The organism is Sphingobium sp. V4 (assembly GCF_029590555.1).
Taxonomy (GTDB): Bacteria; Pseudomonadota; Alphaproteobacteria; order Sphingomonadales; family Sphingomonadaceae; genus Sphingobium.
Window position 1 is genome coordinate 1,451,484 of sequence record NZ_CP081001.1, and the last position, 19,328, is coordinate 1,470,811.

Genomic DNA, 19,328 nt, shown 5'->3' on the forward strand with positions numbered 1-19,328 from the left:
GCATGATGGCGGAGCGTGCGCCCAACTGGTTCGACCAGGGCGGCGCCAGCTACCTGCTCTATCGTCCCGGCTATCCCGATGATCTGGCGGCCGTGCTGGCGGCGCTTGCGCCTGACCGCCGACTTGCGGTCGATGTCGGATGCGGCAATGGTCAGTTCACCCGCCATCTCGCCGACCATTTCGAGACGGTCGTCGGCGTCGATCCCAGCGCCGACCAGATCGCCCATGCTGCGCCTGATCCACGGATCGTCTATCGCTGCGGCCCTGCCGAAGCGCTGCCCGTCGCGGACGGATCCGCCAGCCTGATCACCGCGGCGCAGGCGGCGCACTGGTTCGACCTTCCGGCCTTCTACGGGGAGGCACGGCGCGTCGCGTCCAGGGGCGCGGTCATCGCCCTGGTGAGCTATGGGGTCGTCCGGCTCGACCCCGGACCGATCAACGACCGGCTGGCCCGCTTTCATGATGAGGATATAGGCCCCTATTCGCCGCCCGAACGCCACATGGTCGAAAATGGCTATGCCGACATGGACTTTCCCTTCGCGCCCATCCTCGTGCCGCCAATGGCGATCCACCGTGAATGGAGCGCGCGTCAGTTGCTCGGCTATGTCGGCACATGGTCGGCTGTCCGCCGGGCGCGCGACGCCGGGCAGGCGCAGCGACTGGCGGATTTCGCGGCCGAGCTGACCGCATTATGGGGCGATCCCGATCAGACGCGCGCTATCCTGTGGCCGATCAGCGTGCGGGTGGGGCGGCTTTAGTCCGCCCCACCGGTTCAGGCCGCGGCCGCGTAGGCCTCTTCCTCCTTGGCGATCAGGATATCGGCCAGGAACTGATAGGCCTCCGCCCAGGCCGCCAGGACTGCATCGGTGGCGACGTCGTTACCCAGCACCTCGCGGATCGCGGGCAGCAGCGCTGCGGCGACCTTCGGATAATGTTCCGGTTTCACCCCGGTGTCGACATGGCGGGCTACCATCCGCGAGACCGCACCGCCCAGCGCCTCCAGCTTGTCGATATTCTCGGCATAGCCCAGGATCGCCGCCGCCAGTCGCCGCGGCTGCTCGCCGCTTTCCTGCGCCGCCTGGTCGAACATGGCCTTCACCTCCTCGTCCTGGAACAGGCGGGAATACATGACGGTGGTAATCGCGACGCCATGCTGTCGCAGCGCAGGACCGGTGGATTTCACGATGGCGATGGTTTCGGCAGACAGCGAATTGGACACCTGATGGACCTTTCTCCAGAGTCGATAAGGTTCATTTAAAATACATGTTATAAGATGTAAATATGTTACATGTTTCAAGGCGCCTGTTGCGCCCCTATCGAGAACAGCGATGCAGCTGACCCGCCACACTGATTATGCGCTGCGCGTGCTGCTCCACCTGACCGTCGTTCCGACCGGTCGCGCGACGATCCCGGAAATCGCGACGGCCTATGGCCTGTCGCGCAATCATCTGATGAAGGTCGTTCATCATCTGGCGCAGGGCGGCTTCATCGAAACCCAGCGCGGGCGCGGCGGCGGCTTTACCCTGGCGCGTCCACCGGCGGACATCCGCATCGGCGCGGTGGTACGGCACAGCGAGCCGGACATGAAAATGGCGGATTGCGCGGCTTGCGCAATCCGCCCGGCCTGCGGCCTGTCAGGCGTTCTGACCGAAGCGACGAACGCCTTTCTCTCTGTTCTCGATCGTTACAGCCTGACCGATGCTGCGAGGGACCGGGGCCGGCTGGCGGCGTTGATTGCCGCCCTGCCCGCCCCTGCGCCAGGCGTCAGCGAGGCTTGCGTCCCTTCCTGACCTCGCCGGGATTGATACAGCTGTCCTGCACTGCGCGCGAACAGACCGGATAGTCCTTCGTCTCGCTCGGGGGCGGTGTCATGTTGCCGCCCACCGTCACAGGATTCGAGGAGGAGCCGACTGGCGCGGCCGGGTCTTTAGGCACCTCGGCGGGCGCCGGCGTCATCCCGGGATCGGCGGGAACAGCGCCGGTGGGCAGTCCTGCATTGGGATCGGCACCAGCAGGCGGCGACGGCGGCATGGCAGGTTCAGCCGGTGTGGCCGGCATGGCTGGATCGGCGGCCGGGGGTGGCATCGTGGGCGTTGCGGGATCAGCGGGCGGTGTCATGGCGTCACCGGGAGGCTGGCTGCTCGGCGCGGGCGTCTCCTGCGCGACCGCGATTCCGGACAAGGTGGTGAAACTCAGCAGGGCCGCGCCCGCCAGCAGAATCTTTTTCATCGGGATCATCCTTTCCTATGTTCTTCGCCCCGTTCGCCCGATCGGGCAGCGAAAGAACCGGCAGGATGTGTTGGACGTTCCTTACGCCGACGACCAGATGTGCCGGATGCGCGCCGGACGACCTTTCTTCGCGCGTTCAGTCCCCTTCGGGATAACGGTCGAACTTGGGAAGATCATGGGCCTTGTCCATCCAGGGTGCCGCTTCCGCCATTTGCACATGCGCCTGCGGCGGTAGCGCGGCGGGATCGTCCAGCGTCGCGGTCTGGATGTCGATCGATCCGGGGAAGATGACGGGATTGGTGTAGAACAGCCCCGTTCCGCAAACCCCGCAGAAATGGCGGGTCGCGTTTTGCGAAGATTGGTAGCGCACCGGATCGCCGCTGATCTTCACCTTCTCCTCCGGAAACAGCGCCCAGCCAACCATCGGCGCGCCGGCGCTGGCGCGGCAGTCGGCGCAATGACAGATTGCGCTGTAGGCGGGGTCGCCCTCAGCTTCGTAGCGGATCGCGCCGCACTGGCATTTACCCGAAACCATGGCTCGTCCCTCCTTGCATGATTCGCCTTTTGTTCTCATAGAAAGGCCCCCACGGCAAGGGCACGCGTCAAGGCCGTGCCCCTTGCTCAACCTTCCCCCTGTCCCTAGTTGATCGAAGATGACGCTGCCAGCCCCCACTCCCAACGACCCGCCCTATCTCAAGGGGCTGAACGAACCCCAGCGGGAAGCCGTGCTGACCACGGAAGGCCCGGTACTGGTGCTGGCCGGCGCAGGCACGGGCAAGACCGCGGCGCTGACCGCGCGGCTCGCCCATCTGATCGCCACGCGCCGCGCCTGGCCGTCGGAAATCCTGGCTGTTACCTTCACCAACAAGGCGGCGCGGGAGATGCGCGTGCGCGTCGGCGCGATGATCGGCGATGCGGTGGAGGGGATGCCCTGGCTCGGCACCTTCCACGCCATCGCCGCCAAGATGCTGCGGCGCCACGCTGAACTGGTCGGACTGCAATCGAATTTCACCATTCTCGATACCGACGACCAGTTGCGGCTGATGAAACAGCTGATCCAGGCGGAGGGGATCGACGAGAAGCGCTGGCCCGCACGGCAGCTGGGCGGCCTTATCGACCAGTGGAAGAACAAGGGCTGGACGCCCGATGATGTCGGCGCGGGCGAGAGCGAGGGCTATGCCCATGGTAAGGGGCAGAAGCTCTACGCGGCCTATCAGGCGCGGTTGCGCGACGTAAATGCGTGCGATTTCGGTGACTTGCTGTTGCATGTTCTGACGATCTTGAAGAAGCATCGCGACGTGCTGGAGCAATATCAGCAGAAATTCCGCTATATCATGGTGGACGAATATCAGGACACCAACTCCAGCCAATATCTATGGCTGCGGCTGCTGGCCCAGACCCGCAAGAATATCTGCTGCGTGGGCGACGACGATCAGTCCATCTATTCGTGGCGCGGAGCCGAGGTCGCCAATATCCTGCGGTTCGAAAAGGATTTTCCGGGCGCGACGATCATCAGGCTGGAACAGAATTATCGCTCCACGCCCCACATATTGGGCGCGGCGTCCGGCGTCATCGCGGAAAATGGCAATCGCCTGGGCAAGACGCTCTGGACCGACATAGATGTCGGCGAGAAGGTGCGGGTGATAGGCGTATGGGACGGGCCGGAGGAAGCCCGGCGGGTCGGTGAGGAGATTGAGGCGGTCCAACGCGGCGGCGGGTCGCTGGACGAGGTCGCGATCCTGGTCCGCGCCCAGCATCAGACCCGCGAGTTCGAAGACCGCTTCATCCAGATCGGCTTGCCCTATCGCATCGTCGGCGGCTTCCGCTTTTACGAGCGCGCGGAAATCCGAGACGCCCTCGCCTATCTGCGGCTGGTCAACCAGCCTGCCGACGACCTGGCGTTCGAGCGGATCGTCAACGTGCCGAAGCGTGGCCTGGGCGACAAGGCAGTGGAGAAGCTGCACCGACTCGCGCGGGCGCAGGGCATCCCCCTCGCTCTCGCCGCTGCACGCATCCTCGACACTGACGAACTGACGCCGCAGGCGCGCCGTTCGCTGGGCGCGTTTATCGGCGATCTCGCCCGCTGGCGCGATCGGGCGGCGCAATTGCCTCATGCCGAACTGGCGCGGCAGATATTGGACGAAAGCGGCTATACCGCGATGTTGCAGGCGGAGCGCACCACCGAAAGCGCCGGGCGGCTGGAAAATCTCTCCGAACTCGCGCGCGCGATGGAGGAATATGAGACGCTGGGCGCCTTTCTGGAGCATGTCAGCCTCGTCATGGACAATGAAGCGCAGGCGGACGAGCGCAAGGTCACCATCATGACAATCCACGCCGCCAAGGGCCTGGAGTTCGACACCACATTCCTGGTCGGCTGGGAGGAAGGCGTGTTCCCATCGCAGCGAGCGCTGGACGAAGGCGGGCAGAACAGCCTGGAGGAGGAACGGCGGCTCGCCTATGTGGCGATCACGCGGGCGCGTCGGCGCTGCACCATCATTCATGCCGCCAACCGCCGCATCTACGGCCAGTGGACCAGCAGCATCCCGTCGCGCTTCGTCGGCGAATTGCCGCCCGAGCATGTGGAGGAAGAAAGCAGCATGTCGGGCGGCGCGTCGCTGTGGCGCGCCAACTGGTCGGAACGCGACGATCCTTTCGCCAATGTCGCGAGGGGCAGCGGGCGCGGGCCGGGCTGGCAGCGGGCGCAATCGTCCGGCCAGTTCAGCCGCGAGCCGGTGCGAATCGTTGAGGCGCGTGCGTCCGCGGTGTCGCTGGGCAACAAGGGACGCAGCGACATGAGCGTGGGCCTGCGCGTGTTTCACCAGAAATTCGGCTATGGCACCGTTGCGGAGATCGAGGGCAACAAGCTGGAGATCGATTTCGAGACGGCCGGGCGGAAAAGGGTGATGGACAGTTTCGTGTCACTGGCTTGACGCCGAGCCCGCCATTGTCTGAGAACGCCCGCGTCGCTGCATATGAGATGCCGGCCGGTGATCGAACCCAAGGCCCGCAATGGCGCTTGTGGACAGGACGGAAGCCCAGCACAATGTGATGCGATGACGCTTGCGCAACAGCTCCTCGCCGCCACATTCGTCGTAGCCACGACAGTCGTGGTACATCTGATTGGCCTGGCTCTGCTTCTTGCCGTCCTCAGTCGTTATCGTCGTGCGTCACGCCGTCTGCTGGTCATTGTCCATAATGCAGCCGCAATCCTGGTGGCGGCCTTCGGCCTTTTTGCGCTTCATTCGATCGAGATCTGGATATGGGCGGGCGTGTATCAGTGGCTGGCGGCTTTTGCCGACTTCGAACACGCCATTTACTTCTCGACCTCGACCTATGTGACGATCGGCTATGGCGACGTCGTTCTGCCGCCGGGAATGCGGATCCTGGGCTCGATCGAGGGGGCCAGCGGCATAATCCTGATCGGCTGGTCCACAGCCTTCTTCTTTTCGATCGTCGACCGGATGAAGCTGCTGGAACGCCAGTTGGAAAGCGACCATGCGCGCCCCCCAGCCGACCTATCCGACGCCACCCATAGCCAGAAGGCAGAAAGGCGCTCGGCAGAGCCTGAGAAAGGCTGAGCCGGCAGGCAACAACGAAGATTGGAAAATGGTGGAGCCTAGCGGGATCGAACCGCTGACCTCCTGCATGCCATGCAGGCGCTCTCCCAGCTGAGCTAAGGCCCCATCGTAGCGGCATCGGCCGCTATATGGTCAGGCCATGTCCGGTCAAGACCGTCGGCCGATTATACTGTCCCTCGCGATTCCGGGCGGAGGTCTTTCACAACCTCAAGCCCTTGCTTTACGCTCGGGAGTTTTTCGGGAAAATGTCCCCCGGACATTTTCTGCCTCCGAAACACTGGTGGAGCCTAGCGGGATCGAACCGCTGACCTCCTGCATGCCATGCAGGCGCTCTCCCAGCTGAGCTAAGGCCCCGTCACCAGTGAAGCGCCGTTTGGGTCCGGCGCCTCGGAGGTCGCTGCCTCTAGGGTCAGGCGACCCCGTTGGCAAGCACAAAATTCAATTAATTGTCGTCGTCATTATCGTCGCCGGCAGCGTCGACGCCCAGGTCGTCGTCACCGCCCAGATCGACGTCATTGTCCGGCGAATCGCCATCGTCATCGACGTCCAGATCGATGTCCAGATCGTCGTCGGCAGTCTCCAGCTCGCCATCGGCGGTCTCGATGACCTTCTTGGGCGCAACTTCCTCATAAGGCAGCGGCTGCTTCGACTTCAGCACCGGTTCCGGTTCCCAGGCGGTGTTGCAGTTGATGCAGTTCACCGGGTCATCCTTGCCCAGGTCGTAGAAGCGAGTCGCGCATTTCGGGCAGGTCCGCTTCGTGCCCCATTCAGCCTTCACCATGTCCGGCCTGTTCCTTCTTCGATGCTCAAACAGAAATCACGCGGCGCGACGGATGTCGCCCGCGAAACGTCGGGCGCCTTGCCATAGCGAAACCGCGCTGTCAAAAGCCGCTCGCATTTTTTCGGTTCCAAGACATCGGATACCCCCCAGTGACCCAGCATGACGAACAGCCCGCCCCCCGCACCTTCACCGCCGCGCCGCCCCTGTCCGGAAGCGTCACCGTACCGGGGGACAAGAGCATTTCCCACCGATCGCTGATGCTGTCGGCTCTCGCCGTTGGCGAAAGCCGGGTGGAAGGGCTGCTGGAAGGCGAGGACGTGCTGGCCACGGCCTCCGCCATGCGCGCCATGGGCGCGGACATTCAGCGCGACGACGACGGCATCTGGCATATCCATGGCGTCGGAGTCGGCGGCCTGCTCCAGCCGCAGACCGCGCTCGACATGGGCAATAGCGGCACCTCGACCCGCCTGCTGATGGGGCTGCTCGCCAGCCATGACCTGACCGCCACTTTCATCGGGGACGCGTCGCTCAGCAAGCGCCCGATGGCCCGCGTGACGGAGCCGCTCTCACGCATGGGCGCCAGCTTCACCACCAGCCCCGGTGAACGCCTGCCGCTCACCATGAAGGGCGCCTGCCCGGCCGTGCCGCTCGACTATCGCCTGCCCGTCGCGTCGGCCCAGGTGAAGTCCGCGATCCTGCTCGCCGGCCTCAATACGCCGGGCATCACCCGCGTCATCGAGCCGATCCCGACCCGCGATCATAGCGAGCGTATGCTAAAGGGCTTTGGCGCGGACATCGATGTCGAGGTCGAGGCGGACGGCACGCGTATCATCACGCTGGTCGGCGAAGCAGAATTGAAGCCCCAGCAGATTGTCGTGCCGGGCGACCCCTCTTCCGCCGCATTCCCCATGGTCGCGGCCTTGCTGGTGCCGGGTTCGCGTGTGACGATCGCCAATGTCGGCCTCAATGCGACACGCGCCGGCCTCATCGACCTGCTGCGCGAGATGGGCGGATCGATCGAGGTCGTGAACGTCCGCGAGGTCGGCGGCGAGCCGGTCGGCGACCTGATCGTCACCGCATCGGCGCTCAGGGGCATCGAGCCCGATCCGGCCCGCGCGCCCAGCATGATCGACGAATATCCCGTCGCCTTCATCGCCGCCGCCCTCGCCGAAGGCCGCAGCATCTTCCGCGGCCTGGAAGAATTGCGAGTCAAGGAATCCGATCGCATCGCAACGATGGCCGAGGGGCTGCGCACCATCGGCGTCCGCGTGGAGGAACTGGAGGATGGCCTCATCATCGAGGGCAGCGGCGGCGCGTCGCTGGCCGGGGGCGGCCCGATCGCGACGAAGCTGGACCATCGCATTGCCATGAGCTTCGCTGTCGCCGGCCTAGTATCGAAGGATGGCGTTACCATCGACGACATGCGCCCGGTGGCGACCAGCTTCCCGACCTTCCTGCCGCTGCTCCAGTCGCTCGGAGCCATCGCATGATCATCGCCGTGGATGGCCCGGCCGCTTCGGGCAAGGGCACGATCGCCAAGGAACTGGGGCGACATTACGGACTGCCGGTGCTCGACACCGGCCTGCTCTACCGCGCGGTCGGTCTGTCGGTCCTGAAGCAGGGCGGCGACCCGGACCTTGAAGCCGACGCGCTGGCCGCGTGCGACTTCGGCGACGCGATCCTGAGCGATATGGCGCTGCGCAGCGAGGCCGTGGGCAGCCTCGCCTCGCGCGTGTCCGTCCACCAGAGCGTGCGTGACGCGCTGGTCCAGCGCCAGCGTGACTTCGCCACGCAGCCGGGCGGCGCCATCCTGGACGGGCGCGACATCGGCACGGTGATCGCCCCCGATGCCGACGCCAAGATATTCGTCACCGCCAGCGTCCATGTCCGCGCGCAGCGGCGCTACAAGGATGCCCTGGCCCATGGCGGCCACCCCGACATGGACAGCCTGATCGCGGACATCCAGGCCCGCGACACCCGCGACATGAGTCGCGACCATGCCCCCCTGAAGGTCGCCGACGGCGCGGACTTGCTAGATACGTCGGATTTGACTATAGACGCCGCCGTCCAGCGGGCCATCGCGCTTGTGGACGCCCAGCTTGAAGGTCGCCCCTGAGGCGTGACCCGATAAGGCGCGCGGATATTCCGGGCGCCCTTTTCGCTTTTCATGGCCGAGCGTTCCAACGCCCAACTCCTTGGATACGTTCAGGGTATTCGGCCCTGCGCGTGGTTTGGCCAAAGACCATCGGATACAACCGATTGGCCAGCAATGACGAGTGAAGGACTATATAATGGCCTCTGTGGCATTCCCCTCGCGCGACGATTTCGCCGCGCTGCTCAATGATTCTCTCGGTGGCGAGGACGGCGGCTTCGAAGGCCGCGTCGTCAAGGGCACCGTTACCGCCATCGAAAACGACCTCGCCGTCATCGACGTCGGCCTGAAGTCGGAAGGCCGCGTGCCGCTGCGCGAATTCGCGATGCCCGGCCAGAAGGCCGACCTGAAGGTCGGCGACGAAGTCGAAGTCTATGTCGACCGCGTCGAAAACGCCCATGGCGAAGCCATGCTGTCGCGTGACCGCGCCCGCCGCGAAGCCGCCTGGGACAAGCTGGAAGCCGAGTTCACCGAGAGCGCGCGCGTCGAAGGCGTCATCTTCGGTCGTGTCAAGGGTGGCTTCACCGTCGACCTCGACGGCGCCGTGGCGTTCCTGCCCGGCAGCCAGGTCGATATCCGCCCCGTGCGCGATGTCACCCCGCTGATGGACATTCCGCAGCCCTTCCAGATCCTCAAGATGGATCGCCGCCGCGGCAACATCGTCGTGTCGCGCCGCGCCATCCTGGAAGAAACCCGCGCCGAACAGCGCAGCGGCCTCATCCAGACGCTGGCCGAAGGACAGATCATCGAAGGCGTCGTCAAGAACATCACCGATTATGGTGCGTTCGTTGACCTGGGCGGCATCGACGGCCTGCTGCACGTCACTGACCTGTCGTACAAGCGCATCAACCACCCGAACGAGATGATCAACATCGGCGATACCGTCCGTGTCCAGATCATCCGCATCAACCGCGACACCCAGCGCATCAGCCTCGGCATGAAGCAGCTGGAAAGCGATCCGTGGGAAGGCGCATCGGCCAAGTATCCCGTTGGCGCCAAGCTGTCGGGCCGCGTCACGAACATCACCGAATATGGTGCGTTCGTCGAACTGGAAGCCGGAATCGAGGGTCTGGTCCACGTTTCGGAAATGTCCTGGACCAAGAAGAACGTCCACCCCGGCAAGATCGTGTCGACCAGCCAGGAAGTCGAAGTTCTGGTTCTGGAAGTCGATCCCGAGAAGCGCCGCATCAGCCTCGGCCTCAAGCAGGCCCAGAACAACCCCTGGGACAGCTTCGCCGAACGTCACCCGATCGGCTCGACCGTCGAGGGCGAAGTCAAGAACGCGACCGAATTCGGCCTGTTCATCGGTCTGGACGGCGACGTCGACGGCATGGTCCACATGTCGGACATCGCCTGGGGCATTTCGGGCGAAGACGCGCTGGCGCTGCACCGCAAGGGCGAGACGGTTCAGGCCGTCGTTCTCGACATCGACGTCGAGAAGGAACGCATCAGCCTCGGCATGAAGCAGCTTGAGCGTGGCGGCCCTGCCGCTGGCGGCACTGCCGCTGCCGCTGCCGGTCTCAACAAGAACGCGATCGTCACCGTGACCGTTCTGGAAGTTCGCGACGGCGGCCTGGAAGTCCAGGCTGGCGAAGATGGCGCCGCCGGCTTCATCAAGCGCAGCGACCTGGGCCGCGACCGCGACGAGCAGCGTCCGGAGCGCTTCCAGATCGGCCAGAAGTTCGACGCCATGGTGACCGGTTTCGACCGTGCCAAGAAGCCGACCTTCTCGGTCAAGGCGATGCAGATCGCTGAAGAGAAGCAGGCTGTGGCTCAGTATGGCTCGTCGGACAGCGGCGCGTCGCTGGGCGACATTCTGGGCGAAGCCCTCAAGGCCAAGAGCGAAGGCTGATCCCCTTAGGGATTACCTCAGAAAAGCCCGCCGGAACCCAGGTTCCGGCGGGCTTTTCTCATTCTTGGCCATCCGAAACGATCTTGCGCCAGCCAATTGCCAACTTCTTGCAAAAGCTTTATGAAATGCAGGAGGGGAACAGCAGAGGGGCGCTGGTGGAGCAATGATCCGATCGGAACTGATCCAGAAGCTGACGGAAGAGAATCCGGAACTGACCGTTCCGGAGGTCGAGCGCATCGTCGACCTTTTCTTCAAGGAAATCGTCGATCGACTGGCCACGGGTGGGCGGGTCGAATTGCGGGGCTTCGGCGCCTTCACGACGCGCGCCCGCGAAGCGCGCACAGGCCGCAATCCGCGCACCGGCGAACAGGTGCCGGTCTGCGCCAAGCGCGTACCCTATTTCAAGCCGGGCAAGGAAATGCGCGAACGGTTGAACGCCGTTGGCGAAACCGCTGCCGAGGCTTGACCTCGCCCGCGCCAGCCTTCAGGGGGAAATCCGCCCTGAAGGTTTCGGGCGGACGTGGCGAAATCGGTAGACGCAGCGGACTTAAAATCCGCCTTCCCCTGGAAATGCGGGTTCAAGTCCCGCCGTCCGCACCAACCTGATTCGACTGGGTTTTCCGGCGCGCTTTGCCTTGATGAGGTCTAGCCGTTCCTACAGTCTATTTCGGCACTGTTCCGACAGGTCAGTCCGCGGGTGGAAGCCCGGCCCCGCCCGGATAAATTCGGGCTTTTTCTTGCGCAGGGGTAGAAATTGCCCGCGCCAGCCGCGATGATGGCCGCATGGCAGGCGTGATCAATCCCAATAGTTTCAGTGACTCCCTCGTCATTCTTGGCGCGGCGGGGCTGGTCATTCCCGGCTTTGCCCGTTTTCGCATCAGTCCGGTGATCGGCTTCATCCTGGTTGGCCTGGCGGTCGGACCGGCGGGTCTTGGGGCGTTGGTCGGCCAATATCCCTGGCTCTATCATGTGACCATCTCCAACCGGGAAGCGATCGAACCCTTTGCCGAACTCGGCGTCATCCTGCTGCTCTTCTCGATCGGGCTGGAACTCAGCTTCCGGCGCCTGTGGACGATGCGGACGCAAGTCTTCGGCGTTGGCGCGGCCGAACTGATCGGCAGCGGCCTGCTGATCGCGGCCGGCCTCTATCTGCTGGGACAACCCACCGCCGGTGCGATCGGGCTGGGACTGGCGCTGGCGCTGTCCTCGACCGCCGTGGTGTTGCCGATGGTCGGCACCCAGACGGCCGTCGGCCGCGCGGCCTTCTCCATGCTGTTGTTCGAGGATCTCGCCCTCGTCCCCATCATCTTCATGCTGGGCGCGCTGGCGCCGTCCGTTGCCGCCAGCCCGGACGGCGCATGGAGCGAAATGGCCAGCACATTGCTAAGAGGCGGCGTGACAATCGCCATCATGCTGGTGATGGGCCGCCTCTTCCTGCCCCACGTCTTCAGCCAGGCGGCGCGCACCAAGAGCCCCGAGGTGTTTCTGGCGGCCAGTTTGCTGGTCGTCATCATATCCAGCATGGCGACGTCGATCGCCGGCCTGTCGCCGATCGTCGGCGCGCTGCTCGCGGGCCTGCTGATCGCGGAAACCGATTATCATGGCGAGGTCGAGGTGATGACCGCCCCGTTCAAGGGGCTGGCGCTCGGCGTATTCCTCATCACCGTGGGCATGAGCCTGGATGTCCGCGTCATTCTCGCGAACTGGGAAAGCCTGCTGCTGGCGGTTGTCGGCGTGGTGGTGGCCAAGATGCTCGTGACATCGACGCTGCTCTACATCTCGGGCGCGCGCAAGGGCGTGGCGCTCGAAGTCGGGGTGCTGATGTCCAGCCCTTCCGAAACGACGCTGATCGTGCTGTCGGCGGCCGCTGCGGCCCAGTTGATCCTGCCATCGACCGCCGCCTTCTGGCAGATCGTGACCGCGATCGGGCTCACCATCACGCCGCTGCTCGCGCGGGTCGGCCATGACATTGCCCGGCGACTGGAAATGGCGCTGGGGGAGGAAGTCGTCGAACCTGAACATGACCAGACCGAGGCGGCCGCTGTCGTCATCGGTTTCGGCCGGGTCGGGCGCATGGTGTGCGACCTGCTACGCACGCATAACCAGCGCTTCATCGTCGTGGAATCCGACCCCGATGTCGTGGCGGAGGCGCGACGGAGCGGCTATCCGATCCTGTTCGGCGATGTCGCCCGCGCGGAAATGCTGGACAAGCTGCGGCTGGGCCATGCCCGCGCGCTGATCCTGACGATGGACGATCCTGTGCTGTCCGTGCGCGTGACCAAGCGCGTGCGCGGCTGGGTGCCCGACCTGCCGATCATCGCGCGCGCGCGCGACACGGATCATGCGGCGCAACTCTACAAGGCCGGGGCCAGCGACGCGGTCCCGGAAACGCTGGAAAGCTCGCTACAACTGGCGGAGACGGCGCTGGTCGACCTGGGCGTCGCGATGGGCCCGGTGATCGCGTCCATCCACCAGATGCGCGAGGATCTGCGCGTTGGGATCAAGGATGCGGCGCAATTGCAGACCGCGCCCAAATTGCGCCGCCTGCGCGCCGACGAGATCGGCTAATCCGCGTCCAGCGACGCCGGGCTGAACACCGACCAGCCGGTCCGGCGCGCCAGTTCCTCCAGCGCGCGGGTGCCCAGTTCACTATTGCCGCTGGCGTTCAGCCCCGGCGACCAGACCGCGATCGACGCGCGGCCCGGCACGATCGCCAGAATGCCACCGCCGACGCCTGACTTGCCCGGAATGCCGACGCGAAAGGCGAAATCGCCCGATGCGTCATAATGCCCGCAGGTAAGCATCAGGGCGTTGATGCGCCGCGCCCGGCGCGGCGACACCACCCTGCCCCCGCCGGGATGGCGGCCATCCAGCATCAGATAGCGGCCGGCCAGTGCGAGTTGGCGGCAGTTCATCTCGATCGCGCACTGATGGAAATAGGTGCCCAGCACGAGATCGACGGGATGACGGACATTGTCGAACGCCCGCATATAGTTGGCGAGCGCCATGTTGCGGAAACCGGTCGCGGTTTCCGACGCAGCCACCGCCTCGTTGATCGCGATGCCGTCATCGCCCGCGAGGTAACGGACGAAGCGCAGCATTTCCCCGATCGCCACGCGCGGCTGATGTCCGCCCAGATTGACGTCAGCGACGACGATCGCACCCGCATTGATGAAGGGATTGCGCGGGATGCCATGCTCATGTTCCAGCTGGACGATCGAATTGAACGCATTGCCAGAAGGCTCCCGACCGACCCTGTCCCAAAGCTGGTCCCCGACCTTGCCCAATGCCAGGGTCAAGGCAAAGACCTTGGATATGGACTGGATGGAAAAGCCCATATCAGCATCTCCGCCCGTCAGGAGGCGGCCGTCCGCCGTCGCGATCGCGATGCCGAACTGGCCCGGGTCGACCTTGGCGAGTTCAGGAATATAGCTGGCGACGGTCCCGCGTTCATCCGCCTCCGCCATGGCCGCCACAATATCGGCGACGATCGCATCCAAATCCGGTGTCATGGTCGCGCTGCATATCCCCGCTTCGGTGCCAAGCATAGGGAAAGCACAGATTTTGGACAGCCATAATCAGCCCCGCCGATGCGCCTGTTCATGCGCGAGCAGCCAGCGCTTTGTCTCAAGCCCGCCCGCAAAGCCGGTCAACGCGCCGTTGCTGCCCACGACCCGGTGGCAGGGCGCGACGATCGACAGCGGGTTGCGTCCGTTCGCGGCGCCGACCGCGCGCACCGCGGATGGATGGCCGATGGCGCGCGCAATCTCGGCATAGCTCCGCGTCTCACCATAGGGAATGTCGAGCAGCGCGCTCCAGACGCTCTGCTGGAAATCAGTGCCGCGCGGATCGAGCGGCAGGTCAAAACGATGTCGGCGGCCGTCGAAATAGGTCGTGAGCTGGGCGATCGCTTCGACTAGGACCGGATGATCGGGCTGCTCCCGCTCCGCGTCAAGGCGGACCCGTCCAGGCGCGTCGTCCGGCCAGAGGATCGCGACCAATCCGACGTCACTCGCCACGAGCGGAAGCGCGCCCACCGGCGACGGGAATGTCGTGCGGACAAGGTTCATGTGGATCTCCATCGTTGCCGCGCCGCCATAGCGCGGAACGATGACTTTCACTTCCTTTCCCTTGCGCTCAAAGCGACGGCCTATTTCAGACCGCCACCCATTGCGCGGTAGAGTTCTACCAGATTGGTCGCGCGCGTCAGCCGCGTTGCCAACAGGCTCTGCTCGGCCGTGTAAAGCGAACGTTGCGAATCCAGGGTGGTCAGGAACGTGTCGACACCCGCGCGAAACCGTGCCTCCGACAGGCGGTAGGCGGTCCGGGCCGCGTTGCGCTGCGACGTTTGCGCTTCGAGTTGCTGCCCCATCGTCCCACGCCGGGCGAGTGCATCGGCTACCTCGCGGAAGCCGGTCTGGACGCTTTTCTCATAGGTGGCGAGCATCGCGTCATAGGTCGCCTTGGCGTAGCGGAGATTACCCTGGTTCTTGCCGAAATCGAAGATTGGGAGCGTCGCGGACGGCGCCACCGACCAGAAGTCCGATCCCGATGAGAACAGGTTGGACAGCCCCAGACTGACCGATCCGAGCGCAGCAGTCAGCGAAATGTTGGGGAAGAAGGCCGCGCGCGCCGCGCCGATATTGGCATTGGCGCTGCGAAGCTGATGCTCGGCCGATGCGATGTCCGGCCGGCGCAGCAATATTTCGGAAGAAATGCCGGCGGGCAGCGTGTCGATCGTCACGCCGGATTCCGGAAGGGACTGCGGCAGGTCTGCGGTCGGGACGGTGGTGCCCGCAAGCAGGTTGAGCGCATTCTGGTCCTGCGCGACCAGGGTCGTCGCCTCCGCAATATCCGATCGGGCAGCGTCGTAGCTGGTCTGCGCCTGCCGCACCTCCAGTTCGGAGGCGACGCCCTTGTCGAAGCGCGCCCGGGTCAGTTCCAGCGTCTTGCCGAAAGCCTGCTCCAGATCGCGGGCGATACGCAGCCGGTCCTGATCCGCCGCCATGGTAAGCCAGGCATTGGCCGTTTCCGCGATCAGCGTCGTCTGCGCCGCGTTGCGATTTTCCACGCTGGCGAAATATTGCTCCTGCGCGGCTTTGGTCAGGTTTCGCACCCGGCCGAACAGGTCGATTTCCCAGGCCGAAATGCCGACCTGCGCCTGATAGATGTCGGCGCGTCCGGAACCGGCCTGCGAAAAGGGCTGGTCCTGATAGGTGGCAGTCCCGCCCGCGGCAACCGTGGGCAGCAGGTCGGCGCGCTGCACCTTATATTGCGCCCGCGCCTGTTCGACATTGGCCAGCGCCAGGCGCAGGTCGCGATTATTGGCGAGAGCGGTTTCGATCACCCGCGACAGACCGGCATCGGTGAAGAAATCGCGCCAGCCGGTATCCGCAGGCGCGATCGCCCCCTGCCCGTCAGCGGGGGTATAGGCCGGCCCCTGCGGACTGGTAGCGGGCACCGGCAGCTCCGGCCGGACATATTTGGGCGCCATGTCGCAGGCCGTCAGGGCCAGCGAAAGGGCAACGGCGCCGAGCGCGTTCATTTTGCGCATGGTGTTCAAGCCTCCTGCGGGGCGCCGGACGTTGCCGTGCCGCCTGCCGCTTCCTGGTTCTTATGTTCGCGGAACAGCCGCTTCACGACGGTGAAGAAGACCGGGACGAAGAAGATCGCCAACACTGTCGCCGACAACATGCCGCCGACCACCGCCCAGCCGATCGCATTCTGGCCGCCAGCCCCTGCCCCCTTCGCGACCGCCAACGGCAGAACGCCGAAGATGAAGGCGAAGCTGGTCATAAGGATCGGCCGCAGGCGCAGCTTGCCCGCCTCCAGCGCCGCCTGCGCGGGAGACAGTCCTTCACGCATCTTTTCCTCGGCGAACTCCACGATCAGGATCGCGTTCTTCGCCGACACGCCGATGGTCGTGATCAGGCCGACCTGCAGATAGATGTCATTGTCGAGCCCGGCCAGCGTCGCGGCGATCACAGCACCCAGCACGCCCAGTGGCACCACCAGCATGACCGCGATGGGAACCGACCAGCTTTCATACAGCGCGGCAAGGCAGAGAAACACGATCAGCATCGACAGCGCGTAGACATAGGGGGCCTGGCCACCGGACGTGCGTTCCTCGTAGGAAATGCCGTTCCAGCTATAGCCGATGCCCGCAGGCAGCTTGGCGGCATATTCCTCCATCGCCTGCATCGCCGCGCCGCTCGATACGCCCGGTGCGGGCGCGCCCTGGATGTTCATAGACGGAACGCCGTTGAAACGCTCCAGGCGCGCCGGTCCCTGGACCCATTCGGTCGTGGCGAAGGCCGACAGGGGCGCCATGGCGCCAGTGCTGCCACGGACGTGGAAGGCGCCGATGGCCTCGGGCGATGTGCGGAACGGCGCATCCGCCTGCACATAGACCCGCTTCACGCGGTCACGGTCGATGAAGTCGTTGACGTAGGAACTGCCCAGATTGGTGCTGATCGTATCGTTCACGTCGGCCTGGGCGATGCCCAGAGCGCCGGCCGCGGCCTGATCGACATTAAGCTTGAGCTGGGGCGTATCTTCCAGCCCGTTGGGACGGACCTGCGCCAGGCGCTTGTCCGCCATCGCCATGCCGAGCAACTGGTTGCGCGCTGCAAGCAGCTTGTCATGGCCCAGATTGGCCTGATCCAGCAACTGGAAGTCGAAACCCGATGCATTGCCCAGTTCCTGCACCGCCGGCGGGACGAAAGCGAAGGCCATGCCGGCGGAGATTTTCTGAAAGGCCATGTTGGCGCGCAGCGCGATGGCCGGAACCTGGTTGTCGCTGCCCTGGCGATCCTCCCAATCCTTCATGCGCGCGAACACGATGCCGACATTCTGCCCCTGTCCGACGAAACCGAAGCCCGCGATCGTGAAGACCGCCGAGACATTTTTCTTCTCATCGACCAGATAATGATCGCGCATCCGGGCGAGCGCGCGCTCGGTTTCCTCCAGCGTCGTGCCCGCAGGCAGCGACACCTGGTTGATGATGATCCCTTGGTCCTCGTCCGGCAGGAAACCGCTCGGCAGGCGCAGGAAGATGAACGCCATGCCGATCACGATCAGGCCATAGACCAGCATCGTACGGCCCCAACGACGCTCCACCTTCTCGACACCCCGGCCGTAGCGGACCACGCCCTTGTCGAAGCTGCGATTGAACCAGTCAAAGAAGCGACCGAAGATCGAACCGACCGGCCCGTTCCAACTGTGCCCATGCGAAGCCGGCTTCAGGATGGTGGCGCATAGTGCGGGTGTCAGGATCAAGGCGACCAGCACCGACAGGATCATCGAGGAGACGATCGTGATCGAGAATTGGCGGAAGATAACGCCGGTCGATCCGCCGAAAAAGGCCATCGGCAGGAACACCGCAGACAGCACAAGGCCGATGCCGATCAGCGCGCCGCTGATCTCGTCCATCGACTTTCGCGCGGCCTCCTTGGGGCTTAGACCTTCATCCTGGATCAGGCGTTCGACATTCTCGACCACCACGATCGCGTCGTCGACCAGCAGGCCGATCGCCAGCACCATGCCGAACAGAGTCAGCGTGTTGATGGTGAAGCCCGCCACGCTCAGTATGGCCAGCGATCCCAGCAGCACCACCGGCACGGCAATGGTCGGGATCAACGTCGCCCGCCAGTTCTGGAGGAACAGGAACATAACGACGAATACCAGCAGGACGGCTTCGAACAGAGTGTGGATGACCTGCTCGACCGACAGCCTGACGAAGGTCGAATTGTCGACCGGGAAATCATATTTCACCCAGCTCGGAAAATTCTTCGACAGTTGATCGACCCGGCTCTTGACCGCATCGACCGTGTCGAGCGCATTCGCGCCCGGCGCGAGCTTGACGCCGAAGCCCGAGGCCGGATGGCCGTTGAACTTCACACCGAAGCCGTAATTTTCCGCGCCCAGCTCGACCCGCGCAATGTCGGACATCAGCACGACCGAACCGTCGCTGTTGCTGCGCAGGCGGATGTTACGGAACTCTTCGGGGGTGCGTAGGCGCGACTGGGCTGTGACCGTGGCATTGAGCGCCTGCCCCTTTGGCGAGGGCGATCCGCCAATCTGGCCCGCCGAGACCTGCGCATTCTGTGCGGTGATCGCTGATTTGACGTCGCCGGTCGTGACGCCCAGATTTGCCATCTTGTAAGGATCGAGCCAGATACGCATCGCATATTGTGACCCGAAGAGCTGGGTATCGCCGACGCCGGTCACACGGCTGATAGGATCCTGGAGGTTCGACGCGATGAAGTCGGCGGCATCCTCTTGGTCGTGGATGCCGTCATCGGCGTAGACCGACATGATGAGAAGGAAGCTGGAGGTGGACTTGCTGACGCGTAGCCCCTGCTGCTGCACCTCCTGCGGCAACAGCGGCGTGGCCTGCGACAGCTTGTTCTGTACCTGGACCTGCGCGATGTCGGGATCGGTGCCCTGTTCGAAGGTCAAGGTGATGTTAAGATTGCCCGAACCGTCACTGGTCGACGAAAAATAGCGCAGATTGTCGATGCCCTTGAGCTGTTGCTCGATGATCTGCGTGGTCGTGCTTTCCAACGTCTGGGCATTGGCGCCCGGATAGCTGGTCTGGACCGTCACCGCCGGGGGCGCGATCTCGGGGAACTGGGCGACCGGCAGCGAGCGGATCGCCAGCAGACCGGCCAACATGATGACGATGGCGATGACCCATGCGAAGATGGGCCGGTCGATGAAATAGCGGGCCATGGT

The 19,328-nt window shown here is 64.4% G+C and carries 17 protein-coding genes and 3 tRNA genes; 10 read left to right on the plus strand and 10 right to left on the minus strand.

Annotation, left to right across the window (positions count from 1 at the left end):
- Positions 1-2: 2 nt before the first annotated feature.
- Entirely contained in the window at positions 3-758 is a 756-nt protein-coding gene (locus tag K3M67_RS07370; RefSeq protein WP_285832797.1) for a class I SAM-dependent methyltransferase, read from the plus strand.
- Positions 759-772: 14 nt separating this feature from the next.
- Here the strand turns inward: K3M67_RS07370 and K3M67_RS07375 are convergent, their stop codons facing one another.
- The gene (locus K3M67_RS07375; RefSeq protein WP_285832798.1) at positions 773-1,219 is read right to left on the minus strand and encodes a globin domain-containing protein; all 447 of its coding nucleotides are present in this window, start codon (positions 1,217-1,219) and stop codon (positions 773-775) included.
- A 109-nt stretch (positions 1,220-1,328) separates the two neighbouring features.
- Here K3M67_RS07375 and K3M67_RS07380 point away from each other — a divergent pair, with 109 nt between their 5' ends.
- Positions 1,329-1,790 carry an Rrf2 family transcriptional regulator gene (locus K3M67_RS07380; protein ID WP_285832799.1) on the plus strand — a complete coding sequence of 154 codons (462 nt, stop codon included), beginning with the start codon at positions 1,329-1,331 and terminating at the stop codon, positions 1,788-1,790.
- On the opposite strand, the gene K3M67_RS07385 is transcribed toward K3M67_RS07380, so the two are convergent.
- Together K3M67_RS07385 and K3M67_RS07390 are read right to left on the minus strand one after the other, a co-directional pair.
- On the minus strand, positions 1,765-2,229 hold the full coding sequence (locus tag K3M67_RS07385; protein ID WP_285832800.1) for a Fe-S oxidoreductase: 465 nt from the start codon (positions 2,227-2,229) through the stop codon (positions 1,765-1,767). The genes K3M67_RS07380 and K3M67_RS07385 overlap by 26 nt on opposite strands.
- A 136-nt stretch (positions 2,230-2,365) precedes the next feature.
- Positions 2,366-2,764 carry a GFA family protein gene (locus K3M67_RS07390; protein WP_066859371.1) on the minus strand — a complete coding sequence of 133 codons (399 nt, stop codon included), beginning with the start codon at positions 2,762-2,764 and terminating at the stop codon, positions 2,366-2,368.
- Positions 2,765-2,882: 118 nt separating this feature from the next.
- Between K3M67_RS07390 and K3M67_RS07395 the strand changes: the two genes are divergently transcribed.
- Both K3M67_RS07395 and K3M67_RS07400 read left to right on the plus strand, forming a co-directional pair.
- Entirely contained in the window at positions 2,883-5,159 is a 2,277-nt protein-coding gene (locus K3M67_RS07395; RefSeq protein WP_285832801.1) for an ATP-dependent helicase, read from the plus strand.
- 57 nt (positions 5,160-5,216) lie between these two features.
- Positions 5,217-5,807, plus strand: coding sequence for a potassium channel family protein (locus K3M67_RS07400; protein WP_353051171.1), 591 nt, complete (start codon positions 5,217-5,219; stop codon positions 5,805-5,807).
- A gap of 29 nt (positions 5,808-5,836) precedes the next feature.
- On the opposite strand, the gene K3M67_RS07405 is transcribed toward K3M67_RS07400, so the two are convergent.
- The 3 genes from K3M67_RS07405 to K3M67_RS07415 form a co-directional block, all read right to left on the minus strand.
- Positions 5,837-5,912, minus strand: a tRNA-Ala gene (locus tag K3M67_RS07405).
- A 173-nt stretch (positions 5,913-6,085) separates the two neighbouring features.
- Positions 6,086-6,161 (minus strand) — tRNA-Ala (locus tag K3M67_RS07410).
- An 88-nt stretch (positions 6,162-6,249) separates the two neighbouring features.
- Positions 6,250-6,588 carry a TIGR02300 family protein gene (locus tag K3M67_RS07415; RefSeq protein ID WP_066859368.1) on the minus strand — a complete coding sequence of 113 codons (339 nt, stop codon included), beginning with the start codon at positions 6,586-6,588 and terminating at the stop codon, positions 6,250-6,252.
- Between the two features lie 149 nt (positions 6,589-6,737).
- Between K3M67_RS07415 and aroA the strand changes: the two genes are divergently transcribed.
- The 6 genes from aroA (at position 6,738) to K3M67_RS07445 (ending at position 13,160) form a co-directional block, all read left to right on the plus strand.
- Positions 6,738-8,078: a 3-phosphoshikimate 1-carboxyvinyltransferase gene (gene aroA / locus K3M67_RS07420; protein WP_285832802.1), complete on the plus strand. Its 1,341-nt coding sequence runs from the start codon at positions 6,738-6,740 to the stop codon at positions 8,076-8,078.
- Positions 8,075-8,704: a (d)CMP kinase gene (gene cmk, locus K3M67_RS07425; RefSeq protein ID WP_066859366.1), complete on the plus strand. Its 630-nt coding sequence runs from the start codon at positions 8,075-8,077 to the stop codon at positions 8,702-8,704. The genes aroA and cmk overlap by 4 nt, the downstream gene beginning before the upstream one ends.
- A gap of 175 nt (positions 8,705-8,879) precedes the next feature.
- Entirely contained in the window at positions 8,880-10,592 is a 1,713-nt protein-coding gene (rpsA, locus tag K3M67_RS07430) for a 30S ribosomal protein S1 (protein WP_066859365.1), read from the plus strand.
- 163 nt (positions 10,593-10,755) lie between these two features.
- Complete coding sequence (locus tag K3M67_RS07435) at positions 10,756-11,058, plus strand: integration host factor subunit beta (protein ID WP_066859364.1); 303 nt, start codon at positions 10,756-10,758, stop codon at positions 11,056-11,058.
- Positions 11,059-11,106: 48 nt separating this feature from the next.
- Positions 11,107-11,192, plus strand: a tRNA-Leu gene (locus K3M67_RS07440).
- A 183-nt stretch (positions 11,193-11,375) separates the two neighbouring features.
- Positions 11,376-13,160 (plus strand): cation:proton antiporter domain-containing protein, encoded by a 1,785-nt coding sequence (locus tag K3M67_RS07445; protein WP_066859363.1) that lies wholly within the window; start codon positions 11,376-11,378, stop codon positions 13,158-13,160.
- Here the strand turns inward: K3M67_RS07445 and K3M67_RS07450 are convergent.
- The 4 genes from K3M67_RS07450 to K3M67_RS07465 form a co-directional block, all read right to left on the minus strand.
- On the minus strand, positions 13,157-14,104 hold the full coding sequence (locus tag K3M67_RS07450) for a glutaminase (protein WP_066859505.1): 948 nt from the start codon (positions 14,102-14,104) through the stop codon (positions 13,157-13,159). The two genes, K3M67_RS07445 and K3M67_RS07450, sit on opposite strands and share 4 nt — an antisense overlap.
- A gap of 66 nt (positions 14,105-14,170) precedes the next feature.
- Positions 14,171-14,662 carry a methylated-DNA--[protein]-cysteine S-methyltransferase gene (locus K3M67_RS07455; RefSeq protein WP_066859504.1) on the minus strand — a complete coding sequence of 164 codons (492 nt, stop codon included), beginning with the start codon at positions 14,660-14,662 and terminating at the stop codon, positions 14,171-14,173.
- Between the two features lie 80 nt (positions 14,663-14,742).
- Positions 14,743-16,146 carry an efflux transporter outer membrane subunit gene (locus tag K3M67_RS07460; RefSeq protein ID WP_285832803.1) on the minus strand — a complete coding sequence of 468 codons (1,404 nt, stop codon included), beginning with the start codon at positions 16,144-16,146 and terminating at the stop codon, positions 14,743-14,745.
- 5 nt (positions 16,147-16,151) lie between these two features.
- The gene (locus K3M67_RS07465) at positions 16,152-19,325 is read right to left on the minus strand and encodes an efflux RND transporter permease subunit (protein ID WP_285832804.1); all 3,174 of its coding nucleotides are present in this window, start codon (positions 19,323-19,325) and stop codon (positions 16,152-16,154) included.
- Positions 19,326-19,328: the final 3 nt, after the last annotated feature.